The organism is Oikeobacillus pervagus (assembly GCF_030813365.1).
Classification (GTDB): Bacteria; Bacillota; Bacilli; order Bacillales; family DSM-23947; genus Oikeobacillus; species Oikeobacillus pervagus.
In genome coordinates, this window is sequence record NZ_JAUSUC010000021.1 from 45,440 (window position 1) to 61,010 (window position 15,571).

The window sequence follows — 15,571 nt, forward strand, 5'->3', positions numbered from 1 at the left end:
AATAAAATAATAATGTCGATGGAAGGAGGTATCGTTCATGAGTGAAAAAAATGTGAAGAAACAGGAAAAAGTAGAATCTTCGCAAAAAGAGACGTTGGAAGAACAACAGAAAAGATGGAATACTTTTTGGTGGGGCACTCCACGGAAGGAAGCGGAAGTGGATTCTAAAGAAGAAAACCGAAAAGGGATTCGGTGGATTTAGTGTTATGACAGGGGCCGGCTATTTTGGCCCTTTTTCATTGCGCAGGAAATACGCCGATGAACAAGGCGCATCCGCTTTTGAACCTATCCAGCTCCAGCGCCTATCGGCTAGCGAATTTCTCCGTTTTCTTCCTCCGATAAGTCAACATCAGCTCGTGGACGACCTCGCTGTGTTTCCTTTATCTCAGTCGTAACTTACGAAATTCGTACGCCGATGAACAAGGCGCATCCGCTTTTGAACCCATCCAGCTCCAGCGCCTATCGGCTAGCGAATTTCTCCGTTTTCTTCCTCCGATAAGTCAACATCGGCTCGTGGAGTACCTCGCCGTGTTTCCTTTATCTCAGTCGAAACTTACGAAATCCGTACGCCGATGAACAGGCGCATCCGCTTTTGAACTTTTTCCTTATTTTTTTCACTTATGTTTCACGTTTCTTTCACATTTGCTTGTTAAAATGTGTATGAAAATAAGGACAAATGGAGGAAAAAAGATGAAAAAGCAGATTCTTTTAGGGAGTATTTTAACACTTGCTTTAGGGGGATTGGCTGGATGTTCAGAGGATACAGCCAAGGAACCTAAAGATAACATGAAGGGCAATAAACAAGAAGTGGCACAAAAAGAAGAAACAACAAATAAAAAGACCGAAGCTGTACATGAACATGGTGAGCCAAATGAACATACAACATGTGCGTTTTGTGATATGAAAGTGTACATGAAAGACGAAGACATGGGTCAATTTACAGCAAAATTAGTAACAGAAGATAATGAAACCCTATTCTTTGATGATGTAGGTTGTCTATTAAACTATGAAAGAGACATGGAAGGGAAGGCAAAAGAAAGATATGTTCGTGATTATCAATCCACTGATTGGGTGAAAGTAGATGATTCAACTGTTGCGAAAGCCGACATCAAAACGCCGATGAATTACGGTTATGCTTTCTTTGCAAAGAAAGAAGATGGACAAAAGTTTATTGACGAAAACGAAAAAATTCATGCTAAAGAAGCCACATGGAAGGAAATTGATGAGGTAGCATTACAAAGATATATGAAGAAGAAACAAATGCAAAAGAATGGTGATGGACAAATGGATCACCATAACATGGACAATGGTAGTTCAAATGCGGAAGAAAAGCCGATGCAACATTAAAATACCAATAAAAAAACGACTCGAGAGCGAGAACGAGTCGTTTTTTTTATTGGTATTGTTGAAACAATGCTTCTTCCAAATTATTTCCCTTCTCAAGCAAACAGGGAACAGATTCATGAATAAACATTTTTCCGTCTTGAATAAATAATAAAGTATCCGCGATATCTTCCACAACCGATAAGATATGTGTAGAAAAAACAATTGTTTTTCCCTCCGCTTTTTTTGCTAACACGATTTCTTTTAATCGATGGACCCAATAGGGATCGAGTCCATTTGTTGGTTCATCTAAAATCCATATGGGGGAATCAGAAAGTAAACTCTGAGCAAATGCGATCCTTTGTTGCATTCCTTTTGAGTACACTTTTACTTTCTTTTTTCTTTCTTCATATAGTCCTACTAATCGTAATAAATCATCAACCTCAGAACGATTGGCTCCTTGTAAATCAGCGAAGTATTGCAACACTTCTTCACCTGAAAGGGAGGGAGGAAAGTAAATATTATCAGGCATATAAGCAAACTGTTTCTTATACTGATTCTCCTTTTTTGATACGTTGAAACCATTTAATGAAATCGATCCTGACGAAGGAGTATAGATTCCTGTCATCATTTTGATAATTGTACTCTTCCCTGCTCCGTTTCCTCCACAAAGAGCCAAACATTCCCCTGGTTGAACAGAAAAGGTGAGGGCTTCAATTCGATTTGTTTTTTGGAATGATTTCGCCACATTTTGAAAGTCTATCATACTTTATTCCCCCTTTTTAATAATATATTTGCCATTACGAGAGGGATCACAGTCCATAGGAGACAAGAAACGAAAAACATGAAAGTCCCCCAACCACTCTCTGCCCAAATGGTAAAATCGTAAATAGTTGGTCCAAAAACCGTTCCACTTCCTAAAAAAATAACAGTAAACACACGAATTAATTCAACAGGATTCAAAAAGACGGATATCGTTAAGATCGGTAATACACTATTGGGCGGTGCCATCGTTGTAAGGGCCATTATGATAAATTCATAGAATAAAACAAAAAATGCCCAACAGAAAATTCCTAAACCTAATGCATGTAAACGGCTGTTTGCCAATACCCCAATCAACATGGAAATAGATAAAAACATCATCGTTAAGAATAAGGATAAAAAGAAGAATAGTAGCAATAAAGAGAAGGCAGCCCCTCCAAAAAAGAGTAATAAAATCCCTGACACACTATAGCCAAGCAATAAGACAATGGAAAGCGACAAAAATAATCCTGTATACTTACCGGCAATCAGTGAAAAAGGAGAGATAGGGTACGTCATTAATAAGGCGAGTCTGCCATCTTCCTTTTCCCCTGAAAACAATAAGCTTCCAATCAATAAAGTAAGAAGCGGAATAAGAAACAAAGAGAGATTGAGAAGATTTGCCGTCATTCGACTAAACCCTTCATACCCACTTTTCGCTGTTTCATTTCCAAAAAATAAGATGATCGCAGCCAAAACGGTAAATAAAAAGGCGAAGATCATCATCCAGCGACTGCGCATCGACATTTTCCATTCATGACGGGTGACAGTAAAGAGGCTCATTGTTCCACACCCCAGCGATGTGCCCATAGTTCATCATAAGATATAATTCGTCCTGTTCCTTCATCTTGAATATACTTTTTTGCTTCATCTTCATTTCTGAAAGGGAGAACTCCATAGGACATGGGCGTCCAAAATTCGCGATCAAAAGCGAAAGAGGCCTTTTCTAATTCAATCCAATCACCACTTTTAGTCTCTTTGACATATTTTTTCGCTATTTTTTCATCCTTATGTTCTTTTACATATTCAATCATACAACCAAGATCATCAAATTTTTCTACTTTGCCATCTTCAAAAATCACCTCAGTAGCAAAATCAGTTTCGGTAATGCTCATATTACATACATGACAGACATCAATATCCGGATTAATCTCAACAGGATCCAAGGAAGCTTCTTTCCCACAAGCTACTAAAATAAACATAATGGGTATGATCCATAATTTTTTCAAGAGTGAACCCTCCGTTTCCATTGTAAAAATAACAAGATGACACTGAATACACTTAATACGATGATGGTACCCATTCCAAAGTTTCCTTTCCCTGAGGAGTCCGTGAGTGGATAACGATCCAGTCCAGTCGATTTGGCGATAGTCGGAAACATCTTCTCGACAGAATGCCATAAATTCATGGCAGGGCTTTCAAAATAAAATTGATAATGTGGGTATTTTTCTAATAAACGTTCATATCCAGAATTTGTTTGATAGGGAAGATCCCCAATCCCATTCCCATCTAAATCATAGGAGTGTTGGTCATCCCAATAATTCCCTATTTGTCCATTATCTAAATAGACCCCTTCCGTACTGATTTTGTTTTGCATAATATTCCCGACAAATTGGTTGTTTGAGATTAAATTATCCTTACTCTCACCCCTTACTTCTAGCCCGATAAAATTTCCAGCAATGGTATTTTGGAGCACTTTGACATTGCGGGCATCTTGTAAAGATATACCTGTATGATTATAGGTCACATTATTATTCCGCATCACAACATCATCGGAATCAAAAATTAGCGCTCCATATCCGCGATAATTTAAATTCTTTGATAGTTGGTTATGTTGAATGATTAACTTTTCGGAATTCATAATCATCAAACCATTGATATTCTCATTTAGTCGATTTTTCGTAACAGAATTATCTTTTGAAAACATAAAATGAAGAGCATACCGGGATCCTGTCACTTGGTTTTGAGTGATTTGATTTTCATTTGCTTCATCAAAATACACTCCGTCCTGAACCATGGTCATTTTATTGTTTTCAATTACATTTCCTGTTGTTCCAAGCAAATGAATTCCGTTTCCCCTTTTTGAAAAATGTTCATGTAAACTTGTGATCGTATTATTTTTTATATGATGATCGTGACCACCATTTACATAAATCCCATAATAGACTTGTTGGAGATGATTGTTCTTTATACTCGTTTTCTCTACTTGGTCAAGAAAAATTCCAGCATCCTTTGCATTTTTATTTGAGTGGATGATGGTGAAACCTTCCAACTTAACATCATTCGCTTTTATATGGATAACATGGCCTTGATGATTCCCATCGATCACGACTTTTCCTTCTGCTTTTAATTGAATGGGTTTGGTAATCGTTAAGGATTCTTTGTACGTTCCTTTTTCAACTTTAATAACTGATCCACTAGGGGAATTATCAATAGCCTCTTGAATCGAATGACCTTTAGGAATGTGAATAACTGTTTCTGCTTTCGTTGGATAAGGGAAGAAACAAGTAAAGATGACGATAAACAACACCCATTTTTTCATAAAATGCACATCCTTTTGGTTGCTATCCTCTCCTTTTTACTAAATGGTTGTGAGGAATGAGAGAAATAAACATGAAGAATTTGTGAAATCTAAGATAAATTCTGAATGGAACTTTATAGGAGGGTGAATATACGCGTACATGGGTGGAATAGATTATCATAATAACATTATGTAAACAAAATAAAAGTTTAACCTTTTCAATAGAAATAATCCTTTCATTCCTACATGATTATCGTTAAAATGGAAATGACAACATGATCAACGTTACCACAAGGGGAGCGCTCAGCTGAGAGTGAATGATGATTCGTTCAGACCCTATGACCTGCTAGATAATGCTAGCGATGGAATGTGGATATGAAGAAAGTTTATTAGACAAATAGACAACAAGTCTATTCGTTCTCCTAGGTACGTTGAAAACCATGACTTAGGAGGAGTATTGATGAGAAATTCAAATTTACAGGGAATGATCGAAGCAGCTATTTTTGCTGCCTTTGCTTTTGTACTTGACTTATTACCATCCATTGATATTACGCCAGCGATTTCAATTTCATTTGCAATGGTTCCTATTTTTATTATTGCCTTTCGCTGGGGTTTTAAAATGAGCTTTTTTTCCGGATTGCTTTGGGGAATTTTACAGTTATTACTCGGTGATGCCTGGGTTGTGACACCAATCCAAGTCATTATGGAATATTTTATTGCCTTTGCCTTTATTGGATTTGCTGGACTTCTAATGCCACAAATTCAGCGTGATTTAAATGACAACAAAAAAGGAAAAGCATTTGCTTGGATGGTATTGGCCACTTTGATCGGCAGTTTCGCTAGATATGTTTGGCATTATATTGCAGGAGTTATTTTCTTTGGGGAATACGCACCAGAGGGAGTCTCACCTAGTTGGTACTCGCTCACCGTAAATGGCCCAGCGATGTTGTTGAATTTTCTCCTTTGTGCTGCTGTACTTATTTTATTAGTTTCCACAGCTCCTAGATTAATGAAGAAATAATGAAGAACATAGATTGAAAGAGACGGACATTTTGTTTGTCTTTTTCTTTTACTCCAAGAAATAAGGTTCGGCCTATATTTTTTTCATGTGAACTTGTAATAATAGAAAAAACGTTAAAAGGGGATTGTGATGGTCCAAATAAAAAACTCCTTCATCTACCAATTTAAAATTTCACTACGCCATATTGAACCTATGATTTGGAGAATTTTTCAAGTATCTAATCAAATTTCATTTAAAACATTACATGAAGTGATTCAAACGGTTATGGGATGGGATGATGCACATCTCTATGAGTTCAAATATGGTCCTATTGTCATTGGTGTCCCTTTAGATGATTTTGTTGGAACGGAAGTACATAAGGATGCAAGTAAAATGAAAATATCATCTTTATCTTTAAAATTAGGTGATGTTTTACAATATCAGTATGACTTTGGGGATCATTGGCAACATCTTTTAGAATTGGAGGGGATTTTCCCTAGGAATCCTCAATCGGTTCTTCCTATTTGTTTGGGGGGAGAGAGAGCCTGTCCTCCCGAAGATATTGGCGGGGTTCCTGGGTATCAATATCTTCTTCATTTACTACAACCATCTTCAGCATCTGATCAATATACTGAATTGATTTCATCGATTGGAGAAATGTATGACCCAGAGTTTTTTCATTTGGACCAAGTGAATTGGAATTTAAAAAAGCTAAAATAGAAATGAGAGAAGAGTATGGGAGAAGCGCTTAAACAAAGATCTTTAGAAGTGAATACAGTTTATGGGGTTTTATTTGCAATTAGTGCTGGACATCTATTCAATGATTCCATTCAAGCAGTTGTTCCAGCTATGTTTCCGATTTTAGAGCACTCCTTACATTTGTCCTATGCCCAAATTGGTTGGATTGCGTTTATGGTGAATATGACTTCATCTGTTATGCAGCCTGTTTTCGGATATGTTGCGGATAAAAGGCCGTCCCCCTTCTTACTACCTGTGGGAATGTTACTAAGTATGATTGGCTTAATCGGCTTTCCTCTTATTAATTTTCTTCGTGTTTGCTCGTTCATGGTATCATGCAGGAATTTCGAACTTTTATCAATTTTATTTAATGGAGGACTACGGAATTTCCATCAAAGAAGCCCAAATGTTTTTATTTATTTTTATGGTGGCGGGCGTTCTTGGAACTTTTTTCGGTGGGCCACTTGCTGATCGCTTTGGAAGAAGAAATATGATTGCTTTTTCCATGCTAGGGGCTGCACCGTTCACATTAGCTTTACCCTATATCCCATTATTTTTAGTGTTTCCTTTCTTTTTTATCATCGGCTTTATTATTATGTCGAGTTTTAGTGTGACTGTTGTCTATGCACAAGAACTAGTACCGAATAAGATCGGCATGGTTTCAGGTTTGATTGTTGGATTAGCATTTGGGATGGGGGCAATCGGTTCGGTTTTACTTGGGACGTTAGCAGACCTATTCAGCATGCGCTATGTTATGATATTTTGTAGCTTTTTGCCACTATTAGGTATCATTACATGGCTATTACCGAGTGATCAACAGGTAGGATCTTTAACGAAGGGATAGAGAAAAGTGAGACAGGAGAAACCAACCGGGCAATGGCTCTCCTATGTATGGGGAAAGGTAACTAACCCAATAGTGGGGGTTGCCTTTTTTGTTGAATATAAAACTGAGACAGGTTGTTCTACCGCCATTTATAGATCCTGTTTTGACTATGGAAAATAGAACTAGAGGAATCCTCGTTATGACTAATGCGTTGACAACAGATTTTTATATTCAATCATCAAAATGGAACGGATGAATTGATTGGTTCAAAGGGATATGAATAAGTGATTTTGCGAAAAAACCTTTGCCATAGGATAAGGTTTTTTTCGTCATTGCATCCACCTTCATGATATAATGGGGAAAAATGGATGGTGTAGAAGTGAAGAAAAAAATGAGCTTATACGCAATGCTATTCATTCTCGTTTCCATTGGGGGATTCGTCTTTTTACATAGCCAAATGAAAAATGTAGCAAAAGAGTCTCCACCTAATGAGGTTCCTTATATGATTGTTCTTGGGGCAAAAGTGAATGGGGAAGAAATGTCTCTAAGCTTACGTGAAAGAGCCAAAACCGCACTAGAATATAGTAAAAAAAATCCCTCCACTATGCTGATTTTATCAGGGGGCCAAGGAGATGGAGAAGATATTACAGAAGCTGAGGCCTTGCGTCGCTTTTTCCTTGAAAATGGTGTCGAACAGGAACGCCTTTTATTAGAGACAAATTCGACCTCCACTTATGAAAATTTAAAATTTACAAAGGAACTTTATCAGGTGGAGGAGGCGGTAATCGTGAGCAATGACTTCCATTTGTATCGTTCTGTAAAATTAGCTGAAAAATTAGGGATCAAAGCCTATCCTTTAAGTGCAAAAACGCCTAAAGTCGTCCAGTTTCAATTATATGTAAGAGAATATTTCGCAATTTTAAAAATGTATTTGCTCGGAAAATAATTTCATTTTAAAAGTTTTTTAAACTCATTATTCAATTGGTGAAAGAATGAAGTGAATGAATAGGGGGAAGATAAGAAAAAGGAAAGATTCGTAAGGAGTTTTCATCATGAATGTCTTTTATTTGACCATTGAAATTATCATTGGTTTCTTTTTCTTATTTATTGTCGTCAAATTTGTCGGGAAAAAAGTCATTAATCAAGTGACGCCCTTCACCTTTATCGCTTCCATCGTATTTGGCGAACTTCTAGGGAATGCACTATATGATGAGAAAATTAGTGTTTGGTATATCTTATATGCCATGACGATTTGGGGTCTGCTGTTCATTTTAGTTGAATATTTGGGACAAAAATTTCTATGGGCCAGAAAAGTATTTGAAGGAAAACCTTCTGCATTAATTGAAAATGGAAAAATTGATTTTAAGGCTTTAAAAAAAAATCGCTTGAATTTAAATCAATTGCAAAGTTTATTACGGCAAAGTGAAACATTTTCGATTAGAGAAGTGGCTTTTTGCTATTTAGAATCAAATGGATCGATTAGTATATTGAAAAAATCAAAATATCAAAAAACAACACGGGAAGATTTCAATTTATTGGATATGCCTGTTTTTGTACCAGTCACTATCATTCGCGATGGGGTTGTATTACGAGACGAGCTGATTGATTTAGGATTTGATGAAGAATGGCTGAAAATGCAATTAGCAGCGAATGGTGTGAAAGATTATAAAGAGGTACTCTTTGCTGAATGGTTAGAACAAGATGGATTGTTTGTACAAACGTATTAAATCCTTAAGTGTTGTCACAGATTAAACATAAATTGCATAAGCTAGGAAAAAGGGGAGATTCGAATGAAAAAATTCATCGAACTACTTGTCGCTGTATTTTATGCATTCATCGACCCAAAAAAAGTAGCTTGTGAGTTAAATGAATATTTTGAGACACAATATGATCATGGAGAATAAAAATATACGGTTACAAAAAGAGGGGAACATCTAACATTCACCCTCTTTTTTCATTATTTTGGAAACTTTAATATTTAGAACAGTGGATAACCTTTTAACTGCAAAATCCGTACGCCGATGAACAGGCGCTTGCGCATTTGTTCTTATTCATACATCGAAGCGACATGTTCTTGTAATTTCTCATCATCTAAATACTCATCATAAGTAATTGCTTTATCCACCATGCCACTTGGTGTCAATTCAATGATGCGATTGGCGATCGTTTGGATAAATTGATGGTCATGTGATGAAAAGATCATCGAACCTTTAAAATTGGTTAAGCCATTATTTAATGCGGTAATCGACTCTAAATCTAAATGGTTCGTTGGTTCATCTAACATCAACACATTCGCTCCGCTTAACATCATTTTGGAAAGCATGCAACGAACTTTTTCTCCACCAGATAAAACGGATGCTTTCTTTAATGCCTCTTCCCCTGAGAAAAGCATTCTTCCTAAAAATCCTCTGAGAAAACTTTCACTCTGATCATTTGGAGAATATTGGCGCAACCAATCTACCAGCGATAAATCTGAACCATCGAAGTATTTTGTGTTATCTTTTGGAAAATAGGATTGTGTTGTGGTAATTCCCCATTTGTATGAACCACCATCTGGTTCCATTTCACCAGCTAAAATTTTGAACAATGTCGTTTTGGCAATCTCATTGGAACCAACAAGCGCAATCTTATCATCTTTATTCATAATAAAGCTAATATTATCAAGGACTTTAACACCATCAATCGTTTTGGTTAAACTTTCTACTCTTAATAAATCATTCCCAATTTCTCGTTCTGGTTTGAAATGAACATAGGGATATTTACGGGATGATGGTTTTATATCATCTAATGTGATTTTTTCTAATAGTTTTTTCCGGGAGGTCGCTTGTTTTGACTTGGAAGCATTCGCACTAAAACGAGCAATAAAGTTTTGTAATTCTTTCACTTTTTCTTCTTTCTTTTTGTTAGCTTCTTGGGCCATTTTTAATGCTAGTTGGCTAGATTCATACCAGAAATCATAGTTCCCAACATATAGTTGAATTTTTCCAAAATCTAAGTCTGCAATATGTGTACATACTTTATTTAAAAAATGTCGGTCATGGGAAACAACGATCACAGTATTCTCAAAGTTGATTAAAAATTCCTCTAACCAACGAATTGCTTGAATGTCCAAATGGTTAGTAGGCTCATCAAGAAGGAGGACACCTGGTTTCCCAAACAAAGCCTGAGCGAGTAACACTTTTACTTTTTCTGCCCCTGTTAACTCCGCCATTTTTTTCGTATGAAGATCTTCGTCAATTCCAAGACCTTTTAAAAGGATCGCCGCTTCAGATTCCGCTTCCCAACCATTTAATTCAGCAAATTCTCCTTCAAGTTCTGCCGCTCTCATGCCATCTTCATCGGAAAAGTCTGGTTTCATATAGATGGCATCCTTTTCTTGCATCACTTCATATAATCGAGTGTGTCCCATGATGACGACTTGAAGTGCCTCAATTTCTTCATATTGGAAATGATCTTGTTTTAAAACAGCTAAACGTTCACCAGGAGCCATATGAACATGACCCGTTTGAGATTCTAATTCCCCTGATAAAATCTTTAGAAAAGTGGATTTCCCTGCTCCATTTGCGCCAATCAATCCGTAACAGTTTCCAGGAGTAAATTTAATATTAATATCTTCAAATAATTTCTTATCACCAAATCGTAAACTAACATCTTGAACTGTAATCAATGGTTTCCATTCCTCCAATAATTCATAATTCCTAGAAATTATATCATTAATGAAGAGATAAAGGTAGATGAGGAATTGATCTGTTTGAACGTATTTTCTAGATGGATGTGGGATTTATTTCCCGCACTATTCTATAGGTTTAAGCTCATAATAAAGAATAAGTTTATTTGACTCGAAAATGAGAAATATTTAATAAGGAGAAGCTAAATGGAACATATTGAAAATCCAACCATTCAAAGAGAACTGGGTAAAACATCTTCATCTCATGCTAGTAATCGTAAAAGTCGATGGAGTATATTCGCAATCGCCTCTATCCCACTCATTATGACATTAGGAAACTCCATGCTTATTCCCGTATTGCCCATCTTGGAGAGAGAACTGAATATTTCAGGGTTTCAATCTAGTTTAGTTATTACCGTATATTCAATCGTCGCTATTCTTCTTATTCCCATAGCTGGTTATTTATCCGATCGCTATGGCCGAAAAATCATTATTATCCCAAGTTTATTCATTTCCGGTGCAGGTGGACTTATTGCAGGGTGGGCTTCCTGGAAGGTGGAGGATCCTTATTATGTCATCTTGCTCGGGCGGATGCTTCAGGGGATAGGGGCAGCAGGTGCATTTCCCATCGTACTCCCATTAGTTGGGGATTTATTTAAGGATGAGAAAGAAGTCAGTTCATCCCTTGGAATTATCGAAACATCCAATACACTTGGGAAAGTTTTAAGTCCGATTCTTGGCGCGTTTCTCGCAGGATTTATTTGGTTTTTACCTTTTCTTTCATTCCCAATATTATGTATTATTTCAGCAGTACTTTTACTTGTTTTTGTAAAAAAACCAAAAGGGAATGAAACAGAGCCCCAGACAATTTCAGCTTTCTTGCAAAAAACGAAGGCAATCTTTAAAGAGCATGGACGCTGGTTATACGCCGTATTTTTTATTGGTATCGTCGCAATGTTCGTCTTATTTGGTGTGTTATTTTACTTATCAAGTATTTTAGAAACTAAATATGATATGAATGGGATAAAAAAGGGCTTTCAGCTTGCTATTCCTTTAGGCGCATTATGTATTGCTTCTTATATTACTGGAAAAAAGATCAATGGTCAGAAAAATATGATGAAATGGGTCACTGTAATCAGTTTTATAATAGCAGGTATTTCAGTCACCATCGTCTCATTGAGCGACCAATTAATCTTCCTGACGATCGCTTTTTTAATTTGTGGAGTTGGGATTGGGGCTAGCTTGCCTTGTATGGACGCAATGATTACTTCAAGCATTGAAAAAAAGCAGCGGGGTACGATCACATCTATTTATAGTTCGATGCGCTTTCTTGGTGTTGCTTTAGGCCCGCCCATTGTTTCTGTGATGATGAAAAAGGCGGAACTTTTCATGTTTTTAATGCTTGGATTTCTTTGTTTCATAGCCGCTTTTATTGCCTTTAAAGCGATTCGAGCAGAGGCCAAATAAACGAATGGTATAAAATTCATTCCTAGTGGCAAAATAAAGGTAAGATTATGTAGTAGTATTTAGGAAGAATAAACTAAATGAAAGTTTAAGCATGTACTCATCACAACCCCCACGGAAGATTATTCGATTTTCCGTTAGTATGTTGAAGGGAGCCATGTCGTATGTATTTTTCAAAAAAAAATATAGAAGATGAACCTATTATTGAAGATACAACCGTTTTCTCATGTACATCGAGTGAATGTAATTGTTGGATGAGAGAAGATTTTGCTTCCCATGATTTATTCTGTCCAATTTGTGGAAACCATTTGAAAAAAGAAGTTCGAGAATTACCTAGGATAAAAAATTAAAACAAAAATCGGCAGGGGCTCTTCTACCTGGCGATTTTTTGTTGCTAAACTTCTCTAAAGAAGAAAAAGGAAACATATGAACCTTTTAACATTCATGCTTTTAAGCTGGGTGCTAATAATATGGATACGTTCAAGTTTTTTTGAAGGGAGATTGGCATCCTATGCTATCGACTGAACAATTAGCTTCCTTTCATACAAAATTAATGAAAGCGAAAGAAGAGGTTGAAACCCAACTTCAGGATCATTTCGATTTAGACCGTGCTCATTATCGTGAGTCCATGGGGGAATTATCAACGTATGATAATCACCCAGCGGATGAAGGAACCGCCCTATATGAGCGGGAAAAAGATGTCGCATTGAATGAACATAAAAAATTACAACTATTAAATATTAACAAAGCTCTTGAAGCAATTGAAAATGGGACATATGGAAAATGTCAAGTATGTGGGAAGGAAATTCCACTGGAACGCCTTGAAGCATTAGAAACGACGACATACTGTATGAAACATAGCCCAGATCAAATTACATCCCATAATCGACCTATTGAGGAACAAGTATTAAAACCACCATTCGGTCAATTTGATTTGGATGAGAGAGATGAATCAGTCGCGTTTGACGCAGAAGATTCATGGCAGCGAGTGGCAGAGTGGGGTACATCTGAATCCCCTTCAGATCTTGTTGATCCGCCAGACCATTATAATGATATGAATATTGAAGCGGAAGAAAATCTAGGATATGTCGAGGATTTTGAAAACTTCATCGGTAATGATATGGATGGGAAGAATATTACAGTTTACCCTAACAACTTACATGAAAAATACGAACAAGCATTAGATGAAGAAGGGATTATGACCACTTTTGGAGATTTGCCAGCATATGAGCATGATCCATATGCAGATCACGAAGAGGAGACATAGACATTTTCTCCCTATCTGATCTTGTGACTGAAGATAGAAGTGAAAATAGTTGTGAGAAATATACATTAAAGAAAGGAAATAATCAAATCGACATGGGAAATACGCAAATCCGCTTGGGAAATGCGCATTTCCTTGTCCATAGTGAATACTACATACCCCTTCATCTTGATTTACGGAAGAAGATAAAAGAGAACAGCGAAGAAATGGGTGATGGTGCCTCCAAGAACGAATAAATGCCAGATTGCATGGTGATATTTAAACCCCCTCCATACATAAAAAACGGCTCCGACTGTGTACAGGACACCACCTGTTACTAATAAAACAATTCCGTTATGGCTCACATTTTCAACTAATGGACCCCAAGCAAAAACAATCAGCCATCCCATCACGACATAAAGGATTGTAGAAGTAAATAAATATTTTTTTACAAAAAAGCACTTGAAAATAGTACCGGCAATGGCCAGTCCCCAAACAATTCCAAATAAAGTCCAGCCTAATGAGCCTTTTACCGCGATAAACAAAAAAGGTGTATAGGTTCCTGCAATGAAGAAATATATGGAAGAATGATCAAATATTTCAAAGACATTCTTCGCTTTTCCTCGTGGCAAACTATGGACTAATGTGGATGATAAATAAAGTAACACCATGGTTGAACCGAATAAAGTGAAACTTACTATATGCCATGCATTTCCGTAGATGGACGAAAAGACAATTAACAATACTAAAGCCGCAATGCTTAGGAGGGCACCGATGCCATGTGTAATCGAGTTGGCAATTTCCTCTCCTTTTGAAAAAGTATGGGTGGCAGCCACAATCATCATTTCCTTTCCAAAATAAGATAGTCTCATTTTAGCATATTTCACGATAATATTTGCCATTCCTGATTTACAAAAATTTGTACTAAAGCTGATGCGTCTAATCTGGAACTCTCAAACTTTTCCGAAAACAACATTTTTTCCAAATTCCAATATTATTTAATTTTAAAATCACCACCTTTTAAAATGTGATCTATTTCTGTATAGTAAACATAGGACAAAACTTTTTAAAAAAGGAAGAGTTGTAAATGATCGTAAAAACAGAAAAAGAATTAGAGAGTTTAAAAAAAGCCGGAAAAGTGATGGCTCTTATTCGTGAAGAAATGCGCGCGAATACAAAACCTGGTGTAACAACAAAGCAATTAGATGATCTAGCTGGAAAGCTATTTGAAAAATATGGGGCGATTTCAGGGCCGAAAGCTGAATACGACTTTCCAGGATTTACTTGCATTAGTGTCAATGAAGAAGTAGCCCACGGGATTCCAGGGGACCGCGTTCTCCGGGAAGGTGATCTGATCAATATTGATGTTTCTGGATCTGTTGATGGTTTTTTTGCGGACACAGGAATCTCCTTCGTCATTGGAAACGGTGATCCCATGTTAACAAAATTATGTGAAACAGCCGCATCGGCATTTCAACATGGACTAAAAAAAGCAAAAGCAGGTTCAAAACAAAATCAAATTGGAAAAGCCGTCATGAATGAAGCGAAACGAAACGGATTTAATGTTATTTTAAATTTGACGGGACATGGAGTTGGTCGGGCGTTACATGAAAAACCAGATCATATTTTAAACTACTATGATCCATGGGATAATGAATTATTAAAAGAAGGTTTAGTTATTGCTTTTGAACCATTTATCTCCTCAGGTGCCGATATGATTGAGGAAGCTGGAGATGGTTGGACATATAAAACCCCTGATGGAAGTTTAGTGGCTCAAATTGAGCATACAATTGTTATTACAAAAGATCAGCCGATTATTATTACTTTATGAGATGTAAGCTATCCCTTAAGCACCCCATACTTAAGGGATAGCTTTTTTAAGTGCGCCCTGCATGAGCGGATACTTGGTGGTGAAAGTCCACTACAGGCTTGGCAGTAGGAACTGTTAGCGAAAGACAAGGTGGCTATCGTGAGGTAGTGGCTGAAGGAAG

At 36.8% G+C, this 15,571-nt stretch carries 16 protein-coding genes and 1 pseudogene; 11 read left to right on the forward strand and 6 right to left on the reverse strand.

Going from position 1 to position 15,571, the window contains the following annotated elements; translation table 11 throughout:
• The first annotated feature begins 37 nt into the window (after window positions 1-37).
• Window positions 38-202 carry a hypothetical protein gene (locus J2S13_RS09565; protein WP_307257524.1) on the forward strand — a complete coding sequence of 55 codons (165 nt, stop codon included), beginning with the start codon at window positions 38-40 and terminating at the stop codon, window positions 200-202.
• Window positions 203-690: 488 nt separating this feature from the next.
• Window positions 691-1,347 carry a nitrous oxide reductase accessory protein NosL gene (locus J2S13_RS09570; RefSeq protein WP_307257525.1) on the forward strand — a complete coding sequence of 219 codons (657 nt, stop codon included), beginning with the start codon at window positions 691-693 and terminating at the stop codon, window positions 1,345-1,347.
• A 46-nt stretch (window positions 1,348-1,393) separates the two neighbouring features.
• Here J2S13_RS09570 and J2S13_RS09575 read toward each other — a convergent pair whose 3' ends face one another.
• The 4 genes from J2S13_RS09575 to nosD are packed head-to-tail and all read right to left on the reverse strand — an operon-like array spanning window position 1,394 to window position 4,666.
• The gene (locus tag J2S13_RS09575; protein ID WP_307257526.1) at window positions 1,394-2,089 is read right to left on the reverse strand and encodes an ABC transporter ATP-binding protein; all 696 of its coding nucleotides are present in this window, start codon (window positions 2,087-2,089) and stop codon (window positions 1,394-1,396) included.
• Window positions 2,086-2,907: an ABC transporter permease gene (locus tag J2S13_RS09580; RefSeq protein ID WP_307257528.1), complete on the reverse strand. Its 822-nt coding sequence runs from the start codon at window positions 2,905-2,907 to the stop codon at window positions 2,086-2,088. Before J2S13_RS09580 ends, J2S13_RS09575 begins: the two co-directional genes overlap by 4 nt.
• Complete coding sequence (locus tag J2S13_RS09585) at window positions 2,904-3,353, reverse strand: nitrous oxide reductase accessory protein NosL (protein WP_307257529.1); 450 nt, start codon at window positions 3,351-3,353, stop codon at window positions 2,904-2,906. Before J2S13_RS09585 ends, J2S13_RS09580 begins: the two co-directional genes overlap by 4 nt.
• Window positions 3,350-4,666, reverse strand: a complete 1,317-nt coding sequence (nosD, locus tag J2S13_RS09590; RefSeq protein ID WP_307257530.1) for a nitrous oxide reductase family maturation protein NosD — start codon at window positions 4,664-4,666, stop codon at window positions 3,350-3,352. Before nosD ends, J2S13_RS09585 begins: the two co-directional genes overlap by 4 nt.
• Window positions 4,667-5,105: 439 nt before the next feature.
• Between nosD and thiT the strand changes: the two genes are divergently transcribed.
• The 5 genes and pseudogenes from thiT (at window position 5,106) to J2S13_RS09615 (ending at window position 8,933) form a co-directional block, all read left to right on the forward strand.
• Entirely contained in the window at window positions 5,106-5,666 is a 561-nt protein-coding gene (gene thiT / locus J2S13_RS09595) for an energy-coupled thiamine transporter ThiT (RefSeq protein WP_307257531.1), read from the forward strand.
• Between the two features lie 129 nt (window positions 5,667-5,795).
• Window positions 5,796-6,365: a plasmid pRiA4b ORF-3 family protein gene (locus J2S13_RS09600; protein WP_307257532.1), complete on the forward strand. Its 570-nt coding sequence runs from the start codon at window positions 5,796-5,798 to the stop codon at window positions 6,363-6,365.
• 15 nt (window positions 6,366-6,380) lie between these two features.
• A pseudogene (locus tag J2S13_RS09605) lies at window positions 6,381-7,227 on the forward strand (MFS transporter).
• A 343-nt stretch (window positions 7,228-7,570) separates the two neighbouring features.
• Window positions 7,571-8,152: a YdcF family protein gene (locus J2S13_RS09610; RefSeq protein WP_307257533.1), complete on the forward strand. Its 582-nt coding sequence runs from the start codon at window positions 7,571-7,573 to the stop codon at window positions 8,150-8,152.
• 106 nt (window positions 8,153-8,258) lie between these two features.
• On the forward strand, window positions 8,259-8,933 hold the full coding sequence (locus J2S13_RS09615; RefSeq protein WP_307257534.1) for a YetF domain-containing protein: 675 nt from the start codon (window positions 8,259-8,261) through the stop codon (window positions 8,931-8,933).
• Window positions 8,934-9,253: 320 nt separating this feature from the next.
• Here the strand turns inward: J2S13_RS09615 and J2S13_RS09620 are convergent, their stop codons facing one another.
• A complete protein-coding gene (locus J2S13_RS09620; protein WP_307257535.1) occupies window positions 9,254-10,873 on the reverse strand; it encodes an ABC-F family ATP-binding cassette domain-containing protein in 1,620 nt (539 codons plus the stop codon).
• A 207-nt stretch (window positions 10,874-11,080) separates the two neighbouring features.
• Between J2S13_RS09620 and bcbE the strand changes: the two genes are divergently transcribed.
• From bcbE to J2S13_RS09635, 3 genes are all read left to right on the forward strand, one after another.
• Window positions 11,081-12,340 (forward strand): bacillibactin exporter BcbE, encoded by a 1,260-nt coding sequence (gene bcbE, locus J2S13_RS09625; protein WP_307257536.1) that lies wholly within the window; start codon window positions 11,081-11,083, stop codon window positions 12,338-12,340.
• A 161-nt stretch (window positions 12,341-12,501) separates the two neighbouring features.
• Window positions 12,502-12,687 carry a cold-inducible protein YdjO-related protein gene (locus tag J2S13_RS09630; RefSeq protein ID WP_307257538.1) on the forward strand — a complete coding sequence of 62 codons (186 nt, stop codon included), beginning with the start codon at window positions 12,502-12,504 and terminating at the stop codon, window positions 12,685-12,687.
• A 161-nt stretch (window positions 12,688-12,848) separates the two neighbouring features.
• A complete protein-coding gene (locus J2S13_RS09635; RefSeq protein ID WP_307257539.1) occupies window positions 12,849-13,604 on the forward strand; it encodes a TraR/DksA C4-type zinc finger protein in 756 nt (251 codons plus the stop codon).
• Between the two features lie 170 nt (window positions 13,605-13,774).
• Here the strand turns inward: J2S13_RS09635 and trhA are convergent, their stop codons facing one another.
• Window positions 13,775-14,416: a PAQR family membrane homeostasis protein TrhA gene (gene trhA / locus J2S13_RS09640; RefSeq protein ID WP_307257545.1), complete on the reverse strand. Its 642-nt coding sequence runs from the start codon at window positions 14,414-14,416 to the stop codon at window positions 13,775-13,777.
• A 251-nt stretch (window positions 14,417-14,667) separates the two neighbouring features.
• On the opposite strand from trhA, the gene map reads away from it, so the two are divergent.
• Window positions 14,668-15,411 carry a type I methionyl aminopeptidase gene (map, locus tag J2S13_RS09645; protein ID WP_307257540.1) on the forward strand — a complete coding sequence of 248 codons (744 nt, stop codon included), beginning with the start codon at window positions 14,668-14,670 and terminating at the stop codon, window positions 15,409-15,411.
• Window positions 15,412-15,571: the final 160 nt, after the last annotated feature.

Bases quoted from the DNA above. Each gene is read 5' to 3' on its own strand.
- J2S13_RS09565 (WP_307257524.1), top strand. From the start codon at position 38: ATGAGTGAAAAAAATGTGAAGAAACAGGAAAAAGTAGAATCTTCGCAA.
- J2S13_RS09570 (WP_307257525.1), top strand. From the start codon at position 691: ATGAAAAAGCAGATTCTTTTAGGGAGTATTTTAACACTTGCTTTAGGG.
- J2S13_RS09575 (WP_307257526.1), bottom strand. From the start codon at position 2,089: ATGATAGACTTTCAAAATGTGGCGAAATCATTCCAAAAAACAAATCGA.
- J2S13_RS09580 (WP_307257528.1), bottom strand. From the start codon at position 2,907: ATGAGCCTCTTTACTGTCACCCGTCATGAATGGAAAATGTCGATGCGC.
- nosD (WP_307257530.1), bottom strand. From the start codon at position 4,666: ATGAAAAAATGGGTGTTGTTTATCGTCATCTTTACTTGTTTCTTCCCT.
- thiT (WP_307257531.1), top strand. From the start codon at position 5,106: ATGAGAAATTCAAATTTACAGGGAATGATCGAAGCAGCTATTTTTGCT.
- J2S13_RS09600 (WP_307257532.1), top strand. From the start codon at position 5,796: ATGGTCCAAATAAAAAACTCCTTCATCTACCAATTTAAAATTTCACTA.
- J2S13_RS09610 (WP_307257533.1), top strand. From the start codon at position 7,571: ATGGATGGTGTAGAAGTGAAGAAAAAAATGAGCTTATACGCAATGCTA.
- J2S13_RS09615 (WP_307257534.1), top strand. From the start codon at position 8,259: ATGAATGTCTTTTATTTGACCATTGAAATTATCATTGGTTTCTTTTTC.
- bcbE (WP_307257536.1), top strand. From the start codon at position 11,081: ATGGAACATATTGAAAATCCAACCATTCAAAGAGAACTGGGTAAAACA.
- J2S13_RS09630 (WP_307257538.1), top strand. From the start codon at position 12,502: ATGTATTTTTCAAAAAAAAATATAGAAGATGAACCTATTATTGAAGAT.
- J2S13_RS09635 (WP_307257539.1), top strand. From the start codon at position 12,849: ATGCTATCGACTGAACAATTAGCTTCCTTTCATACAAAATTAATGAAA.
- map (WP_307257540.1), top strand. From the start codon at position 14,668: ATGATCGTAAAAACAGAAAAAGAATTAGAGAGTTTAAAAAAAGCCGGA.